The 15,734-nt window shown below is 73.5% G+C and carries 19 protein-coding genes; 18 read left to right on the top strand and 1 reads right to left on the bottom strand.

Annotation, left to right across the window (positions count from 1 at the left end; all coding sequences use genetic code 11):
• The first annotated feature begins 44 nt into the window (after nucleotides 1-44).
• From O7605_RS22645 to O7605_RS22620, 6 genes are all read left to right on the top strand, one after another.
• Nucleotides 45-866 carry an LppM family (lipo)protein gene (locus O7605_RS22645; protein ID WP_269741021.1) on the top strand — a complete coding sequence of 274 codons (822 nt, stop codon included), beginning with the start codon at nucleotides 45-47 and terminating at the stop codon, nucleotides 864-866.
• Nucleotides 867-947: 81 nt separating this feature from the next.
• Nucleotides 948-1,283 carry a hypothetical protein gene (locus tag O7605_RS22640; protein ID WP_164450182.1) on the top strand — a complete coding sequence of 112 codons (336 nt, stop codon included), beginning with the start codon at nucleotides 948-950 and terminating at the stop codon, nucleotides 1,281-1,283.
• 12 nt (nucleotides 1,284-1,295) lie between these two features.
• A complete protein-coding gene (locus O7605_RS22635) occupies nucleotides 1,296-1,904 on the top strand; it encodes a glycine zipper family protein (protein WP_269741020.1) in 609 nt (202 codons plus the stop codon).
• Nucleotides 1,901-2,593 (top strand): carboxypeptidase regulatory-like domain-containing protein, encoded by a 693-nt coding sequence (locus O7605_RS22630; RefSeq protein ID WP_269741019.1) that lies wholly within the window; start codon nucleotides 1,901-1,903, stop codon nucleotides 2,591-2,593. The genes O7605_RS22635 and O7605_RS22630 overlap by 4 nt, the downstream gene beginning before the upstream one ends.
• Before the next feature lie 31 nt (nucleotides 2,594-2,624).
• Nucleotides 2,625-3,860 carry a phage tail sheath family protein gene (locus tag O7605_RS22625; RefSeq protein WP_269741018.1) on the top strand — a complete coding sequence of 412 codons (1,236 nt, stop codon included), beginning with the start codon at nucleotides 2,625-2,627 and terminating at the stop codon, nucleotides 3,858-3,860.
• 1 nt (nucleotide 3,861) lies between these two features.
• The gene (locus tag O7605_RS22620) at nucleotides 3,862-4,341 is read left to right on the top strand and encodes a phage tail protein (RefSeq protein ID WP_093402636.1); all 480 of its coding nucleotides are present in this window, start codon (nucleotides 3,862-3,864) and stop codon (nucleotides 4,339-4,341) included.
• Between the two features lie 310 nt (nucleotides 4,342-4,651).
• Here O7605_RS22620 and O7605_RS22615 read toward each other — a convergent pair whose 3' ends face one another.
• A complete protein-coding gene (locus tag O7605_RS22615) occupies nucleotides 4,652-4,858 on the bottom strand; it encodes a hypothetical protein (protein WP_269741017.1) in 207 nt (68 codons plus the stop codon).
• 597 nt (nucleotides 4,859-5,455) lie between these two features.
• Between O7605_RS22615 and O7605_RS22610 the strand changes: the two genes are divergently transcribed.
• The 12 genes from O7605_RS22610 (at nucleotide 5,456) to yidC (ending at nucleotide 15,676) form a co-directional block, all read left to right on the top strand.
• Complete coding sequence (locus tag O7605_RS22610) at nucleotides 5,456-5,785, top strand: hypothetical protein (RefSeq protein WP_269741016.1); 330 nt, start codon at nucleotides 5,456-5,458, stop codon at nucleotides 5,783-5,785.
• A complete protein-coding gene (locus O7605_RS22605; RefSeq protein ID WP_269741015.1) occupies nucleotides 5,785-6,543 on the top strand; it encodes a CIS tube protein in 759 nt (252 codons plus the stop codon). Before O7605_RS22610 ends, O7605_RS22605 begins: the two co-directional genes overlap by 1 nt.
• Entirely contained in the window at nucleotides 6,540-8,135 is a 1,596-nt protein-coding gene (locus tag O7605_RS22600; protein WP_269741014.1) for a phage baseplate assembly protein V, read from the top strand. The genes O7605_RS22605 and O7605_RS22600 overlap by 4 nt, the downstream gene beginning before the upstream one ends.
• Nucleotides 8,135-8,473, top strand: coding sequence for a hypothetical protein (locus O7605_RS22595; protein WP_269741013.1), 339 nt, complete (start codon nucleotides 8,135-8,137; stop codon nucleotides 8,471-8,473). The genes O7605_RS22600 and O7605_RS22595 overlap by 1 nt, the downstream gene beginning before the upstream one ends.
• The gene (locus O7605_RS22590; RefSeq protein WP_269741012.1) at nucleotides 8,470-8,931 is read left to right on the top strand and encodes a GPW/gp25 family protein; all 462 of its coding nucleotides are present in this window, start codon (nucleotides 8,470-8,472) and stop codon (nucleotides 8,929-8,931) included. The genes O7605_RS22595 and O7605_RS22590 overlap by 4 nt, the downstream gene beginning before the upstream one ends.
• Nucleotides 8,928-11,528: a putative baseplate assembly protein gene (locus O7605_RS22585; protein WP_269741011.1), complete on the top strand. Its 2,601-nt coding sequence runs from the start codon at nucleotides 8,928-8,930 to the stop codon at nucleotides 11,526-11,528. The genes O7605_RS22590 and O7605_RS22585 overlap by 4 nt, the downstream gene beginning before the upstream one ends.
• A complete protein-coding gene (locus tag O7605_RS22580; protein ID WP_269741010.1) occupies nucleotides 11,509-12,105 on the top strand; it encodes a phage tail protein in 597 nt (198 codons plus the stop codon). Before O7605_RS22585 ends, O7605_RS22580 begins: the two co-directional genes overlap by 20 nt.
• Complete coding sequence (locus O7605_RS22575) at nucleotides 12,102-13,025, top strand: hypothetical protein (protein ID WP_269741009.1); 924 nt, start codon at nucleotides 12,102-12,104, stop codon at nucleotides 13,023-13,025. Before O7605_RS22580 ends, O7605_RS22575 begins: the two co-directional genes overlap by 4 nt.
• Before the next feature lie 19 nt (nucleotides 13,026-13,044).
• Nucleotides 13,045-13,500: a hypothetical protein gene (locus O7605_RS22570; protein WP_269741008.1), complete on the top strand. Its 456-nt coding sequence runs from the start codon at nucleotides 13,045-13,047 to the stop codon at nucleotides 13,498-13,500.
• A 15-nt stretch (nucleotides 13,501-13,515) separates the two neighbouring features.
• Nucleotides 13,516-14,286, top strand: a complete 771-nt coding sequence (locus tag O7605_RS22565; RefSeq protein ID WP_269741007.1) for a hypothetical protein — start codon at nucleotides 13,516-13,518, stop codon at nucleotides 14,284-14,286.
• Nucleotides 14,287-14,368: 82 nt separating this feature from the next.
• Nucleotides 14,369-14,653 carry a DUF6412 domain-containing protein gene (locus O7605_RS22560; RefSeq protein ID WP_269741006.1) on the top strand — a complete coding sequence of 95 codons (285 nt, stop codon included), beginning with the start codon at nucleotides 14,369-14,371 and terminating at the stop codon, nucleotides 14,651-14,653.
• A gap of 96 nt (nucleotides 14,654-14,749) precedes the next feature.
• Nucleotides 14,750-15,676 (top strand): membrane protein insertase YidC, encoded by a 927-nt coding sequence (gene yidC / locus O7605_RS22555; RefSeq protein ID WP_269741005.1) that lies wholly within the window; start codon nucleotides 14,750-14,752, stop codon nucleotides 15,674-15,676.
• Nucleotides 15,677-15,734: the final 58 nt, after the last annotated feature.

Genomic DNA, 15,734 nt, shown 5'->3' with positions numbered 1-15,734 from the left:
ATCGCTGACTGATGACTCGGACGGCGAGAGCACACACTGAGCCCATGAATTCGAGGCTCAGTCGCTTCAGCGCACTCCGCGGCGCGGCGTGCCTCGTGCTGGTGGCGGCCCTTTCCGGCTGCATGCAGCTCAATGCCGGGCTGACCGTCAACGCCGACGACACGGTCACCGGGCAACTTCTGCTCACCGCCGAGCGGAACGTCCTGACCTTGAACAACAGGCCGGTCGAGGCAGGCTTCGCGGAGTTGCGGCAGAACATGCCGGCGCTACCCGCCGGACCGGAGACCCGATACGAGGACGACACCCACTTCGGATCTCTGATCGACTACCGGAACGTTCCGTTGCACCAATTCGACAGCGAAAGCCTGAGCATCGTCCGCACCGACGACCGGTACGTGTTCACCCTTCCGCTGGACCCGAAGAAGTACGGCGGGAAAGTGGCCGAACAGGACCCCAAGAATCAAGAACGATTCATGTTGTTGATGTCGTTCGAGATAGCGGTGACGTTTCCCGGCCGCGTCCTGGACGCGAGCACCGGCGGTCAGGTCAACGACCGTACCGTCACCTGGCGGGTCAATCGCAACGAGCAGAAGCCCGCCGAGCTGCGCGCCGTCGCCGAGGCGCCACCGCGACCGTCCTCGGCGGCGGGTGCGGACTCCGGCGGCGGGCTCCCCTGGCTGCTGATCGGTGTCGGGGCCGTGGTGCTGCTGCTCGTCGCGGTGCTCGTCGTGGTCCTGCTCCGCCGCTCCGCGGCCGGCGGTCCGCCGCCCGACGGTCCGCCGCCCGGCGGCGGCACACCACCGGTCGGCGGTCCCCCACCGGTCACGCCGGCCACCACGAATCCCGGCCCGCCGGACGCCGGCTGACGACCGCCGGCCGCCGCCGTCGAGGACGGCGGCTCACCCACACCCCACCCGGCAGTACGCAACACCGAAGGGGGATCGGCGATGAACGATCTCTTCACCTGGGCGGCCCTGGGCAGCCTCACCGGCGCCAGCGCCGCGACGCTGCTCACCACCAACGTCATCGGCGGACTCATCGGCCCCAGCGCCGACAAGGCCCGCAAGTGGATCGCGCTGGGCATCGCGCTCGCGCTGTCGTACCTCACCGCCGCCTTCGCCACCGACGCGGGCGCCGAGAAATGGATCATCGCGTTCTTCAACGGCCTGGTCATCTTCTCCGCCGCGCTGGGCATCAACCAGCTGCCGCCGGGCAACCGGCAGGCCACGCCGATCCAGCTGGCGCAGGGCAACGAGCCGCGGTTCATCCGCTCCTGGGCCTGAGGGGAGCCGGAGATGGTCTTCGGAATCCTCAGCGCCGCCGTGCACGTCGCCACGGGCGCCGTACTCGGCCAACTCCTCGGCGGTGGCGTCGGGGTGCTCATCGGCGCGGGCATCGGTCTGCTCGTCGGCACGGTCTTCGGCTGGGCCGTCGCCGCGGCCGAGGTCTACGCGGCCAGCCCGCGCGGGGTGTTCCTCTTCATCGTGGATCACACCTGGAGCCTGCTGAACACCCTCGTCGGCGCGATCTATCTGGCTCTGCACCTGGTGTTCGGTCACTCGCTGGACCGGGCCACCTCCCGGCACAGCTGCCGGGTGAACGTGGTCGAAGGGGTCTCCCCGCGCTACGCCACCACGCTCGGCACGGTCTGCGCCGGCTCCGGTCCCGGTATCCAGCGACACGAGGACGTGCACATCTTCCAGGCCCGGCTGCTCGGTCCGCTGTACATCCCGCTGGTCGTGGCCAACTACGTGCTGTTCACCATCGCGCCGGTCTGGTTGCTCTACCACGACCACACGGGCGCACCGATCAACCGCTTCACCCGGTACTTCGAGATCGGCGTCTACCCGCACGTGTGGAACGAGGCCATCGCGTACCGGATCCAGGGGACGCCGCCGCGATGACCGACGACGGTCCGATCAGCGAGGCCACCGCCGAGGTGGCGGCGTGGTTGACCGGGACGGTGGGAGACACCGTCCCGGTCGGCCCGCCACGACCCGACGCCGACCCGGGCCGGTTGACCCTGTGGCCGCTGGAGATCCGGCCGGCCCGGCAGACCCGAGGCACCGGCAGCGGACCCGAACCGTACCGGTTCACGGTGCGCTACCTGCTGGCCGCCGGTGGCCCGGAGTCCCTGGCCACACTGGACCGGGTGCTCGTCGCGGCCACCGCGGCGGACGGTCGCACGCTGGTGCTGGAGGCCGGCGACCCGGCACTGTGGGCGGCCTTCGGCACGCCGCCCCGGCCGGCCGTACTCATCGACGTGCCGGTGCAGATCACCCCGTCGACCCGACCGGCCCCACCCGTCCTGCGACCGCTGCGGCTGCGGCAGCTGGAGATGGTGTCCCTCGACGGACGCGTCGTCGGTCCGGCCGAGCAGCCCCTCGCGTCCATGCGGGTCGAGGTCGTCGGCCAGCCGAACGCGACACGGACCGACTCGGCCGGACGTTTCCGGCTCGTCGGCGTCCCCCACGACCCGGACCGGCCGGCACCGGTCCGGCTGCGCCTCACCGGTCGGGGGCAGGTGCTCACCGCCGAGGTCGACCCGGCCGAACCCGACATCGTCATCGTCTGCGCGCCACCGACACCCTGATCCGCCGACCCGACCCGCACGGGAGGAACCGATGCCCACCTACTTCTCGCCCGGCATCTACGTCGAGGAGGTGCCAAGTGGTGCCCGGCCGATCGGACCGGTCGGCACCAGCACGGCGGCCTTCGTCGGCGTCGCGCCGGACCGCACCGCCCATCTCGGTGCGGCGCTCGCGGTGAACAACTGGACCGACTTCCTCCGCCTGTACGCCGACGGCGACCAGTTGGAGAGCACCCCGCTGGCCCGGGCCGTCTTCGGTTTCCTGGACAACGGCGGCACCCGCTGCTGGGTGGTGAACGTCGGCGAAGGCGGTGCCGTCTCCGGCACCGGCCGCAAGCGTGCCGGCCTGGACCTGCTGGAAGCGGTCGACGAGATCTCCATCCTGGCCGCGCCCGGCTTCCACGACCCGGTCTCCCACGAGGCGTTGCTGAGCATGGCCGAGCGCACCCGCACCATGGTCGCCATCTGCGACCCGGCACCCGACATCGACGACATCTCCACCCTCACCCGGGTCGCCACGCCCGGTTCGGGCCGCCCGGCGAAACCGGCGGACACCGGCGATCCGGCCGCCGCCAGCGGATCCGCCGGTGGGGGCGGTCCGGTGGCGCACCGTCCCCGGCAGTCCGACTTCGGTGCCCTCTACTACCCGTGGCTGCGGGTCCGTGACCCGCTCAGCGGCGAGTTGGTGCTCACCCCGCCGAGCGGGCACGTGGCGGGCATCTGGGCCCGTACCGACGCCCTGCGCGGGGTACACAAGGCACCGGCGAACGAGCCGGTACGCGGCGCGGTGGACCTGGGCCACCTGGTCACCCGGGCCGAGCACGACGTGCTGAACCCCAAGGGCGTCAACGTCATCCGCTACTTCCCCGGGGAGGGCATCCGGGTCTGGGGCGCCCGCACCCTCGCCGCCGAGGCCAGCGAGTGGCGTTACCTCAACGTCCGGCGGCTCTCCATCGCCATCGAGCAGGCCATCGCCAACGGCACCCGGTGGATGGTGTTCGAGCCGAACGACTACACGCTGTGGCGGTCCATCCGGCGGGACATCGGCGCCTTCCTCACCCGGGTGTGGCGCGACGGGGCGCTGCTGGGACGCACGCCGGAGGAGGCGTTCTTCGTCAAGTGCGACGAGGAGACCAACCCGGCCGACGTCCGGGACGCCGGGATGGTGGTCGCCCACATCGGCATCGCCGTGGTCAAGCCCGCCGAGTTCGTGGTGTTCAAGCTGAGCCAGTGGGCCGGCGGCACCGAGACCGAGACGATTGGAGGCTGACATGCCGACCACGGCCACCCCCCAGCCGGGCACCCCGGTCGACCCGTACCGGGCGTACAACTTCAAGCTGTTGGTGAACGGGGTGACGAACGGCCACTTCACCGAGGTCAGCGGCCTGGAGGTGAACATCCCGGCGGTGCCGTACCGGGAGCAGGGCAACGACCGGATCCGGATGGTCCCGGGCCAGGTGGAGTACGGGCCGGTCACCCTGCACTTCGGCCTCACCGCGTCGCGGGAGCTGTGGGACTGGGTGCACGCGGTCGCCCGAGGCACGGTCAGCCGCCGCAACGTCTCGGTGGTGCTGCTCGACGCCGCCGGCACGGCGGAGGTGCTGCGCTGGAACCTGATCAACGCGTGGCCGACCAACTGGCGCGGCGCCCACCTGAACACGCTCGGGCAGGAGATCGCCATCGCGGCGCTGACGCTGCGCTACGAGAGCCTGGAACTGGAGGCCGGCGGTGCCGCGCCGACACCCGCGTAACTGGCTCGCCGACCGGCTGCGGTCCGCGGCGGCCACCGTGGACCGCCTCGCCGCTGCGCTCGACTCCCCCACCCCGCCGGCTGACGCCGCCGCCTCACCGACTGGGTCTACCGTGCGGCCGGCCAGCTCGCCGGGGCCGTCGGGCGGCAGCTCCGGCACGGTCGAGGGTGTGTTCGCGACCGCCAACGGCCCCTGGGATCACCGGCCCCGGCGACCGGGTCAGCCGCCCGAGCACTGGCTGCGGGTCGTCACCGCCCACGCCCCCGGCCTGCTGCGGGACCTGGCCCTCGACCCGTCGCCGGACGCCGGGTCAGCGCCGGTCGGTGCGTACCACCATGAGCCGGGCCACCACGAACCGGGCGGCGACGGCCGGCCGGACGTCGATCCCCCCGGCCCGCCGGGCGGGGGTGGTGCCGAGGGTCCGGAGCACCGACCTGTGCTGTCGCTCGGCGCGGCCGGCCGGTACGTCCAGCGTCCCGACGCGACGGCCGATCCAGCCCCGGCCATCGACGCGCACTCCCGCTCGACGGCACCCTTTACGACGTCCGGACGGGCACCGGAGCCCCACTCCCCCATGTCCTTTGCTCTGCTTCACCCCACGCAGTACCCGACGTCCGGTACCCGGACGTCGACACGTGCGCCGGTTGAAGCAGAGCAAAGGGATCGCAGGGCAATGTCCCGGCCCGCTCCGGCAGCGGCCGCGCAGGCGGAGCCGGTCGGGGCCAGCGGGCCAGGTGGGCCCGGCGGACCGGGCGGATCCGACTGGTCGGGTGGGATCCGCCGGCAGTGGAGCCGAGGGGCGGTCGGGGCACCAGCGGCGGCAGCCGCGACGGATGGCCTCGGCGGGGCCGCAGCGTCAACGCCGGGTCACCGCCCGGCCCAGCCGGCGGGAAGATCGACGGTGACGAACCCGGGCACCACCCGGGGACGGCCGCTTCCGCCCCCGACACCCCGACACCCCGACCCAGCGGGCCCGCCGGCCGACCCGGCGGGCCGGCGCACCGACATGGTCAGCCCGCGGTCTGCCGGGCCGGACCCGTGGGCAGCCAGGCCGCCGAACAATCCGGAGCCGACCTCGGCCGACGCCGTCCCAGGGCACCGCGCGACGCTCCGGTTGGTCACCGGACGGCAGCAGACGGCCGACCCCGACCTGCCGGGCGGCGACGGCGGGGCGGGACGAACGATCCGGCCCGGCGACGGACGGCGGTTTCCCAGCGGACTCGTCACCGGCGACGGGCGCTGGCCCGGCAGTGGGCTACCCACCGGCGACGGACGCTGGTCGGTGGGCCCGGACGTGCGCTGGCCCGACCTGGAATCGTCGCGCACCGCGGCTGACCCGTGGCCGGCCCTGCCCGACGACCGGGCCCTGTGGTCGGTGTCCGGACCGGCCGACGGCGACGGGCACCGGATCAGGCGGCTCGACGGGGAACAGGCGGGTGGCTGATGCAACGGGTGGCCTTCCTCATCGACAGCGGCGAGCGGATCGACTGCCTGCTCAACCCCGAGACGGTGCAGGTGACCCGCCTCGCCGGGGTGCGTCAGCGGGGTGGCGCCGACGGTCAGCTCACCGGCGTCGGGCTGGCCGACGACCCACTGCTCTTCACCGGCGGCGGCCGCACCGAACTCGTGCTGGACCTGCTCTTCGACATCGACTTCGCCGAGGGGCAGGTCCGCCCCACCGACGTACGGGCGCTCACCCGACCACTCTGGATGCTGGCCGAGAACTCGGCGGTGGAACACGGTTGGCTGCGGCCCCCACTGGTGCGGATGGTCTGGGGCAAGACCTGGAACGTGCCCGGTGTGATCGTCGCGGTGGCGGAACGCTTCGACGCGTTCACCGCCACCGGCTCCCCGCGCCGGTCCTGGCTACGGCTCAAGCTGGTCCGGGTGGCCGAGGACGCCCGCCGCGCCGAGGAGGGTTTCGCCGAGGAACTGTCCGCCGCGCAGACCCCCACCGTCGCCCCGGGCACGGCCGTGGTGGCCGCCGGCGACGGCACCGCCGCCGACACCTCGGGCGTACGCTTCGACCTGCTCGCCCACGACGCGCTGGGTTCTCCCCTGCGGTGGCGGCTGCTGGCCGAGCACAACCGGATCACCGACCCGCTGGCCGTGCCCGCCGGCACCGCGCTCGCCGTACCGCCGCTGCCCGGCACCGCACCGCCGGAAACGAGCAGCGCGGAGTCCTCGGGGAGCGGATCGTGAGCGCCGCCGCGCCCCGGGCGCTGACCGTGCTGCTCGGCGGCAGACCGCTGCCCGACGCGGTGACCGGCCAGGTCACCTCGGTGCGGGTGGCCGCGCGGCTGAACCTGCCCACCCAGTGCGAGGCGACGCTGCGCACCGCGCCCGGCACCGCCGCGCTGACCGGCCCGGTACGGATCGGCGCGAGCCTGGACGTCCGGCTCGACGGGCACCCGGAGGCGCTGTTCACCGGGGAGGTCACCGCCGTCGAGGTCGAGTACGCCGCCGACGGTACGGCCGTCCTGCGGGTACGCGGGTACGACCTGCTGCACCGGCTGCGCAAGCGGCAACGGATCCGGGTCTTCGAGTCGGTCACCGCCGCCGAACTGGCCACGGAACTCTGCGCCGACCTGGGGTTGCGCGTCGAGGCGGAGGTCGACGGCCCGCACCTCGACCGGCTGCCCCACCACCGCCCCAACGACCTGGACCTGCTCGTCGACGTGGCCGGACGGGCCGGGCTGCACCTGAGCCTCGACGGTGACGTGCTGCGACTGGTCACCCTGGACGGTTACGGCGAGCCGATCGCCCTGCGACTGGGCCGCGACGTGCACGGTCTGCGGTTGTCGGTGAACGCCGACAGCGCCGCCGGGGAGAGCGCGGTGCTGGGCTGGCACCCGCAGCGCGCCGAACCCATCGTCCAGCGGGTGGAAACCCCCCGCTGCGGGCGTCGCACCCCGGCGGATCCCGACCCGGCCGAGGTCGGCGCGGACAGCCCGCGTACCGCCCTGGACCAGCCGGGGCGCAGCGACGACGAGATCGCCGCGCTGGCCCAGGCGCGGCTCGACACCCGGGCCGCCGCCCTGGTCACCGCCGACGGCACGGCCGAGGGCACGCCCGCGCTGCGGCCCGGCCGGCGGATCCGGCTGAGCGGGGTGGCCGAGCCGGTGGCCGGCACGTACGTGCTGACGGAGGTGGTGCACACCGTCGACGCGAACGGTCACCTGAGCCGCTTCTCGACCGTGCCGCCGCCGGCGCCGCGTTCCGGGCCGCCGGCACCGGCGGTGGTCACCCTCGGCACCGTCACCGACGTGACCGACCCCGACGGTCTGGGCCGGGTACGGGTCGAGTTGCCCGCGTACGGCGGGGCGGACGCCGGCTGGCTGGCGGTGCTGTGTCCGGGCGCGGGGCGGGGCAAGGGACTCGTCGCGCTGCCCGACCCGCAGGACAGCGTGCTGGTGGCGCTGCCCGGTGGTGAGCCGACCGCCGGCGTGGTGCTCGGCTCGCTGTTCGGCACCGTCGAGCCGTACGACACCGGGGTCGACGACGGGCGGGCCCGGCGCTGGTCGCTGCGTACCGCCGGTGGTCAGCAGGTGGTGGTCGACGACGTGGCACGCAGCCTGCGGCTGAGCACCGACGCCGGCAGTTGGCTGGAACTGACCCCGCAGTTGGCCACCCTGCACGCCACGACGGATCTCGTGCTGTCCGCGCCGGGTCGGGCGATGGTCGTCCGGGCCCGCAGCGTCGACTTCCTGCACGCCGAGGCCGTCGAGGACCCGCGGACCGCCGCCGAGCAGGCCCGGGCGCTCGCCCGCGCCCACCACGAAGGAGGCAGCTGATGCGTTGGATCCACCGCGACTCGGTGATCAGGTGCAGCCACGACGGCCGGGTCCGCAACCGGGCGTCCCAGGGTTGGGTCACGGTGGCCGGCGTGCCGGTGCTGGTGGCCGACGACCCGAAGGGGCGGGAGATCGTCGCCTGTCCGAACTACGGCGCCACCGTCAAGCCGTGCACCGGCACCGAGGCGGTGCGGGCCGGCTACAGCGACTGGGTGCGCGTCGGCGGCCGGCGGGTCGTGCTGTCGCACCTGTCCGGGTTCACCAACGGCAGCCCGCCCGGCCAGTTCACCTACCGGGTGCGCGATCCCCGGCAGCGTTTCGTGGGGGCCGACAAGTGAGGGCGATCCGGTTCGTCGGTGCCGGCTTCGACCCGGGTCAGGGCGGTGGGCTCGGGTTGACCGCGGCCGGCGGCCTGGCGATGACCGACGGCGACGAGACGGTACGCCAGGCGCTGTTCCTGCTGCTGTCGACCACGCCGGGCGAGCGGCTGATGCGACCCGGGTACGGCTCCCGCCTGCACCGGCTGGTCTTCGCGCCCAACGACGACACCACCGCCGGGCTGGCCATCCACTACGTCCGCGCGGCCATCGCGCGCTGGGAACCCCGCATCGACGTGCTCGACGTCGACGCCGGACCGGATCCCGACGACCCGTGGCGGCTGGTGATCCGGCTGGACTACCGGATCCGGGCCAGCCTCACCCCCGGTCAGTTGGTCTTCTCGGTCGACCTGCTGCCCGCCGACGACGATCCGCCCGTCGGGCCGACCACCGGCCCGGACATCGAGGAGGCACGATGACGTTGCCCGTGCCGCACCTGGACGACCGGAGCTTCCTCGACCTGGTGACCGAGGCCCGGGACCGGATCCGGCAGTCCTGCCCCGGGTGGACCGACCTGTCCGCGCACGACCCCGGTATCGCGCTGCTGGAGGCGTTCGCGCACCTCACCGAAGTGATGATCTACCGGCTGAACCAGTTGCCGGAGAAGGCGTACGTCGCCTTCCTCAACCTGCTCGGGGTGACCCGACACCCACCGGCGGCGGCCTGGGCGGACGTCCGGTTCACCCGCACCGGCGCGGACGAGGCCCCGCTGCGGATCCCCGCCGGCACCCGGGTGGCCGCCGCCCGGGGGGCCGACCCACGGCCGGTGGTCTTCGTCACCTGCGAGCCGGCGCTGCTCGCCGCCGGGCAACGCGAGGTGACCGTCCGGATGCACCACTGCGAGCCGGTGGAGGCGGAACTGCTCGGCGTCGGCACCGGACAGCCGGGGCAGGTGCTGCGCGCCGGGCGGGCGCCGCTGGCGCGGACCGCCGAACCGCTGGACCTGCTGCTCGGGGTCGAGGTGCCGACCGGTTCGGTGGAGCTGGGTGCCGCGGCTCGGGAACACGACGGGCGCACCTTCGAGATCTGGCGTGCGGTGGACAGCTTCGCCGGCCTCGGCCCGCAGGACAAGGCGTACCTGGTGGACCGGTGCTCCGGCACGGTGACCTTCGCACCGGCGCTGGACCTGCGGGTCACCGGCGACGGAACGCTGTCCTCGGGTGATGGCGCGGTCGCGGCGGTGCCACCGGCGGGCCGGCAGGTCCGGCTGTGGTACCGCGCGGGCGGTGGACCGGCCGGCAACGTGGCCGCCGGCACCCTGACCAGCCTGCGTGACCCGCTGCCGGGGGTGAAGGTGGTCAACCCGCTGCCGGCGGCCGGTGGGCGGGAGCTGGAGGCCATGGAGTCGGTGCTGCTGCGCGGGCCGTACGCCTTCTTCGCCCAGCAGCGCGCGGTGACCGCCCGGGACTTCGAGGTGCTGGCCACCGCCGCCGGCGGCGTGACCCGGGCCCGTGCCTTCACCCGGGCCGCCGTCTACAGCTTCGCCCGCCCCGGCGAGGTGGAGGTGGTGCTGGTGCCGCACGTGCCGGACGGCGCGCGGCCCGGCGGCCGACTGCCGGTGTCGGTGTTGCGGGAACACGAGGTAGAGGAGGTCCGGTTGCGGGTCGAGGCGGACCTGGAGCGCCGCCGTTCGCTGGGGACCGCCTGCCGGGCCAGCTGGGCGCGGTACAAGGCGGTGTCGATCCGGGCCCGGGTGGTGGTGCGCCGGGAGGAGGACGTCGAGGCGGTACGCCGTCGCATCCACGACCGCCTGCACCAGACGCTCAGCCCGCTGCCGAGCACGCTCAACCCGACCGGGTGGGCGTTCGGCGAGCCACTGCGGGCGTCCAACGTGTACCGGCTGCTGGAACACGCCGAGCCGGGGGTGCGCTACGTCGAGTCGGTGCGGTTCGAGGTCGACGAGACACCGGACAGTCACGTGCGTACCCTCGCGGCCGACCAGTACCAGCCGCGCACCTGGTACGCCGGCAGCGGGGCGGTGCTGTTCCGCTCGACGAACGCGGGGGCCGGTTGGGAGCCGGCGGGACGCTTCGACGACGGGGAGACCGTGCAGCGGGTGGTGCCGGCGCCCGCGCCGGTGCGACCGGGCATCGTGCCCCGGGCCGGTTCGGTGGCGGTGGCGACCGTACGCAGCGACGGCGGCTCCCGGGTGCACCTGAGTACCGACCTGGGTGAGACCTGGTCGCTGCTGGCCGACCTGGACTCACGGGTCGGCGACCTGGCCTGGATCGACCGGGACGGCGCGGGCGCGCTGCTGCTCGCCACCGACACCGGCCTGTACGAGGTGTCCCTGCTGCCCGGTTCGGTGCCGTTGCAGATCCTGGTCGACCCCGCCGACGCCGACCGGGGCTTCTACGCGGTGCGGGCGTTCGTCTCCGAGCGCGGCGCCGCCGGGGTGGCGGTGGCCGCCCAGGCCGGCTTCGGGGTGTACCTGTCCGGCAACGCCGGCCGCCCCGGCAGCTTCAGCCACGTGGGTCTGGCCAACGTCGACAACCGAGTGCTCGCCGTGCAGTACGACGGACCGGCCACCCTGCTGTGGAGCGGTACCGGCGAACCGGATCCGAAGCGACCCGGCCAGGGCTGTTTCCGCGCCCGGCTGTTCGAATCCGACGTGAAGTGGCAGGCGCTGTCGGCGGGCTGGCTCGGCGGCACCTGCCGGGACCTCGCCTTCAGCGGCCCGCTCGCGCTGGCCGCGACCCAGAGCGGCGGGGTGCTCCGACTGGACACGCTGTCCGCGCAGCCGCAGTGGACGTCGGTGTCGGTCAACTGCGGGCTGCCGCTGCGCGACCGGACCCGGTTCATGCCGGTGGACACGGTCGCCGCGACCGGCGCGGCGGACCGCCTGGTGCTGGCCGGCGGGGAACGCGGCGTGCACCGCAGCGGCGACGCGACGGAGTGGTCGGCCAGCGCCAACCAGGCCACGGCCGACGTGGTGACCGTTCCGGACACCTGGCTGCTCTGCTCCGGCGAGCACGACATCGAGGTGGTGCGGCAGGATGCGACGAGCGGGCATTGAGCGGCTGCTGCCCGCGGCGTACCAGCGGGCGGCCGGGCCGGGCAGCGTGCTGGGGGCGCTGCTGGACGTGATGGAGGCGTTGCACGCCCCGGACGAGGCGGTGCTGGCCGAGATCGACGCGCTCTTCGCGCCGTACCGGGCACCGGCGCCGATGGTGGCGTACCTGGCCCGGTGGGTGGCGATGGACCACCTGGTCACCGCGCCCCGGCGGGACGTCCCGCTGCCGCTGCCGCTGAACCGGCTTCGGGATCTGGTCACGCACGGTGCCGCGCTGGCCGCCTGGCGGGGTACGCCGGACGGTCTGCGTACCGCCCTGGAGTTGGCCACCGGAGTCACCGGGTTCGTCCTGGACGAGCCGGCCGATCGACCGTTCCACCTGGTCGTCCGGGTGCCCCCGGCCGCCGCCGACCAGCTGGCCCTGGTCGACCGGATCGTGGCGGCGGAGAAGCCGGCCGCCGTCACCGCCGAGGTCACGGTCGGCGACGCCCCGGCCGAGCGCGCGGTCGGACGGGCCAGCGTGCCGTCATCCGTCGTCGCACCGTCATCCGCCGTTTCCGCTCCCGAGGAGCCGTCATGAGCACCGAATGGACCGTCGTCGCCGCCGCCGAGCAGTTCACCCTGGACGCCCGCAACGCCGGTGAGCTGACCTTCACCGTCTCCAACCCGGGCGTCGCGCCGGACAGCGTGGTGTTCGACGTGGCGCCCGGCGAGGGCACCCAACGGCCGTGGTTCACCGTCACCGAGCCGCAGCGGGTGGTACCGGCCCAGGGTTCGGTGTCGTTCCTGGTCCGCCTGGCCGTGCCGGCGGGCACCCCGCCCCGGCGCTACGACATGACGGGGTTCGCGTACTCGGCGAACACCGCGCCGGAGGAGAGTTCCCGCTCCAGCGGCCGGGTCACCTACGAGGTACGCGCGGTGGCGCCGCCGAAGCGTACGCCCTGGCCCTGGATCGCCGCGGCGGCGGCGCTGGTGCTGGTGGTCTCGGCGGTGGTGGTGTTCCTGGTGACCCGCGGCGACGAGCCACCGCCGCAGGCGCGGGTGGTGACCGTCGAGGCGGAGACCCTGGCGACCGGGGCGCGGGTCGAGTCGCCGTCGGGTTCCGGGGCCAGCGTGCAGGTGCAGCAGAACTGTTGCGAGGTGACCTGGTCGCAGGACGCCCAACTGTTCTTCCTCGGCCGTGCGGTGAACGACCGGGTGACCGTGACGGTTGAGCTGCCCGCCGAGGCGACCTGGCAGTTCTCCGCCGTGCTGACCACCTCGTTCGACTACGCCAACACGGTCTTCCTGATCGACGGCCGGCAGGTCGGCGACCCGTTCATCGGCTTCAGTCCGAAGGTGCGGGTCACCGACTGGGTCGACGTGGGTCGGGTGCGGCTCGGCCCCGGGACGCACGAGGTCACCCTGGTGGTGATCGGCAAGACGCAGAGCACGAACCGCTACTTCGCCGGCGTCGACCAGTTGCGGTTCACCGAGGTCGGGTCGGAGGACCAGCGGTGACCGGGCCCGGAGGGCGGCGGTGAGCGGGCAGCAGAAGGCACTGCTCGCGGCGCTCGGCGTGCTGCTGGTGGTGCTGTTCGCGGTGGCGGTGGGTGCCGGCAGCGACGACCGGGGCGACCCGACGGCCCGGCATCCGCTCGTCGACCTGCTGGGCCGGGCCGGGGGCGGACGCAGCGCCGTCGATCCGGCCAGCGTGGACGCGGACTGTCTGGCGGCCACCGGGCAGTTGGTCGTCGACGGCCGCTGCGAACTGCGCGTCGCCGACCCGGACGGACTGCGCACGCTGATCCTGCGCGGTCCGCAGGCGTTCAGCGTGCGGGCGACAGCCCCGGGTGACGCCGACTTCACCGTCACCGACGAGGTGGAACCCGCCGCCGACGGCAGCGGCGCGGTGGCCCGCGTCGCCGTCGACCGGGCCACCACGGTGCTGGTGAGTTGCCCGGCCGGGTGCCTCGTCACGATCGCGCGGGACTGAGGCGAGGGGGCTGGGATGGGTGGGCTGCGCAGGCCGTTCCTGCTGCTGGCGATGCTGGCGCTGGTGCTGGCGGTGGGCGTGGAGGTGGGCGCCGGGCTGCTGCTCGGCGGCGGCGACGCCGGCGCGGAACTGGCCGGCAGCGCCGCCGACCTCGGTGTCGAGGTCGGCGACGTACGCCAGGTCAGCGAGCCGTCCGGCCGCGGTACGGGCTACCTGGCGCTCATCGACGCGGCGGCGCTCTGGACGACCGGGCTGTTCTGCCTGGGCCTGGTGCTGCCGGAGCGGCTGCACGGCCGGATCCAGGGCGTCGCCACCCTGATCTTCTCGATCATCCTGATCCTCGTGGCCCTGCTGGCGCTGGTGCTCGCCTTCATCGAGTTGATGATCATGGTGTCGTTGTTCCTGGCGCCGCCGTTCGGCACGCTCGCGTACCTGGCACTGTGGGGGTTCTTCCCGGTCGGTGACGCCGCGGCGCTGCTCGGCCTGGTGCTACTGCTCAAGCTCGCCTGGGCCGGGTTGCTGATCCTGGCCCAGCCGAAGTTCCTGCAGAACAAGGGCCTGGTCCTGCTGATCCTGACCAGTCTGCTCGGCACGGTGGTGCTGGGGTTCCTGCACGGCCTGGTGCCGGTGATCCTGGTCAGCATCCTCGACTCCGTGGGCGCCGTGGTCTTCGCGGTCATCGCGATCGTCTGGGCGCTGGTGCTGCTGATCGGAGCGATCCCGGCGATCGTCAAGGCGGTGCGGGCCACCGCCGCGCTGCGCGCCGAACCGGACCCGCACGGTTGAGGCGGGGGCCGCGACCGGCCGCGTCGCGGCGGGCGGCGATTCCCGGACACCGCCGGTGGCGCCGACCGGATATGGTTGCCCGGTGATCGGGCTCGGCCTGCTCTGGTACCTCGTCGGCGTCCTGGCCGACGTCGGTGCCACCAGCATGCTCTCCGGCACGGCGGCGGTGACCGGCGCACTGCTGACCGCCCTGCTGGCCGCCGCGGCCCTGATCCCCGCGGGGGTGACCGATCCCGACCTGCGGATCACCCGTCGGATGCTGCGGGAACGCTCCGGTCGTACCGGCGTACCCCGCCACCGTGATCCGGACGCCGCCGGCCGGGCCCGCCCCAGAGCCCCCACCACGGCGACCCTCGCGGTCGCCTGAGCCTCACCTCACCCACTTCCTGCCGCTCGTCGGCGACCGCTGCTGGTGACCGTTCCTGCTCGCATCAGTCGTAGTCGCACGTCGAGGGGTGTTCTCATGTCCGTGATCTACCATGCCATCTCCGCGATCCTGCTGTTCTGGCACAGCGCCTGGCAGCGGCTGCTCGGCGACGCGTCCGCGCTGGGCACCGACTGGTCCTGGGTGCTGGGCATCGTCTTCCTGGTGCTCACCGTCCGGGTCGTCCTGTTCCCGGTCTTCGTCAAACAGATCCGTTCGCAACGGGCGGTGCAGGCGTTGCAGCCGAGGATCGCCGAACTCCGGACCCGGCACCGCGACGACCGGGAGACCCTGCAGCGGGAACTGGTCGAGCTCTACCGGGCGGAGAAGGCGAACCCGCTGATGGGTTTCCTGCCGATGGTGGTGCAGATTCCGGTGTTCCTCGGCCTGCTGCACGTGTTGCGTCATCTCAAGCCGACGATGCCGGAGCAGCTGAAGACCTTGTACGGCTGGACCGTCACCCAGTTCGACAGCGCCTCGTCGGCCACGCTGTTCGGCGCCCCGATCGCGGGTACCTTCGGCTCCACAGGGCGGGATCTGGCCCTGCTCGGGGCCGACGGCGCCACGGTCCGGACCGTGGCCGCCGTGCTGGTCGCCACGATGGTCGTCACGACCTACCTGTCCAGCCGGCAGCTGATCCTGCGCAGCGGCTGGGCCACGGATCCGCCGCAGCGGCTGGTGCAGCGGCTGATGCTCTACGGCATCCCCGCCTCGCTGCTCGTCTCCGGGTTGATCTTCCCGATCGGCGTGATCATCTACTGGGTGACCACGAACCTCTTCTCGCTCGGGCAGCAGACCTGGATGCTGCGCCGGTACCCGCCGCCGGTCAACGGTGCCTCCAGCCCGGAGGCGCGGGCCGACACGCCGAAGGCGGTCACGAACGGAAACGGCGACGAGCCGGGCCGTCCGGCCGCACCGAAGGTCGGGGCGAAGCCGACCAACCGCCGCCGCAGGCGTGCCACCTGAGTCGTGCGGTCACCGCGCGGCGCAAATGCGCCAGGGCAGTTCCCGATCATCGGGAACT

The sequence above is a fragment of the Verrucosispora sp. WMMA2121 genome (assembly GCF_027460185.1).
Classification (GTDB): Bacteria; Actinomycetota; Actinomycetes; order Mycobacteriales; family Micromonosporaceae; genus Micromonospora; species Micromonospora palythoicola.
This window is presented reverse-complemented; position numbering and strand designations above follow the sequence as displayed.

Coding starts and splice junctions, on each gene's coding strand:
- O7605_RS22645 (WP_269741021.1), top strand. CDS start 45: ATGAATTCGAGGCTCAGTCGCTTCAGCGCACTCCGCGGCGCGGCGTGC.
- O7605_RS22640 (WP_164450182.1), top strand. CDS start 948: ATGAACGATCTCTTCACCTGGGCGGCCCTGGGCAGCCTCACCGGCGCC.
- O7605_RS22635 (WP_269741020.1), top strand. CDS start 1,296: ATGGTCTTCGGAATCCTCAGCGCCGCCGTGCACGTCGCCACGGGCGCC.
- O7605_RS22630 (WP_269741019.1), top strand. CDS start 1,901: ATGACCGACGACGGTCCGATCAGCGAGGCCACCGCCGAGGTGGCGGCG.
- O7605_RS22625 (WP_269741018.1), top strand. CDS start 2,625: ATGCCCACCTACTTCTCGCCCGGCATCTACGTCGAGGAGGTGCCAAGT.
- O7605_RS22620 (WP_093402636.1), top strand. CDS start 3,862: ATGCCGACCACGGCCACCCCCCAGCCGGGCACCCCGGTCGACCCGTAC.
- O7605_RS22605 (WP_269741015.1), top strand. CDS start 5,785: ATGCAACGGGTGGCCTTCCTCATCGACAGCGGCGAGCGGATCGACTGC.
- O7605_RS22595 (WP_269741013.1), top strand. CDS start 8,135: ATGCGTTGGATCCACCGCGACTCGGTGATCAGGTGCAGCCACGACGGC.
- O7605_RS22585 (WP_269741011.1), top strand. CDS start 8,928: ATGACGTTGCCCGTGCCGCACCTGGACGACCGGAGCTTCCTCGACCTG.
- O7605_RS22580 (WP_269741010.1), top strand. CDS start 11,509: ATGCGACGAGCGGGCATTGAGCGGCTGCTGCCCGCGGCGTACCAGCGG.
- O7605_RS22575 (WP_269741009.1), top strand. CDS start 12,102: ATGAGCACCGAATGGACCGTCGTCGCCGCCGCCGAGCAGTTCACCCTG.
- O7605_RS22565 (WP_269741007.1), top strand. CDS start 13,516: ATGGGTGGGCTGCGCAGGCCGTTCCTGCTGCTGGCGATGCTGGCGCTG.
- yidC (WP_269741005.1), top strand. CDS start 14,750: ATGTCCGTGATCTACCATGCCATCTCCGCGATCCTGCTGTTCTGGCAC.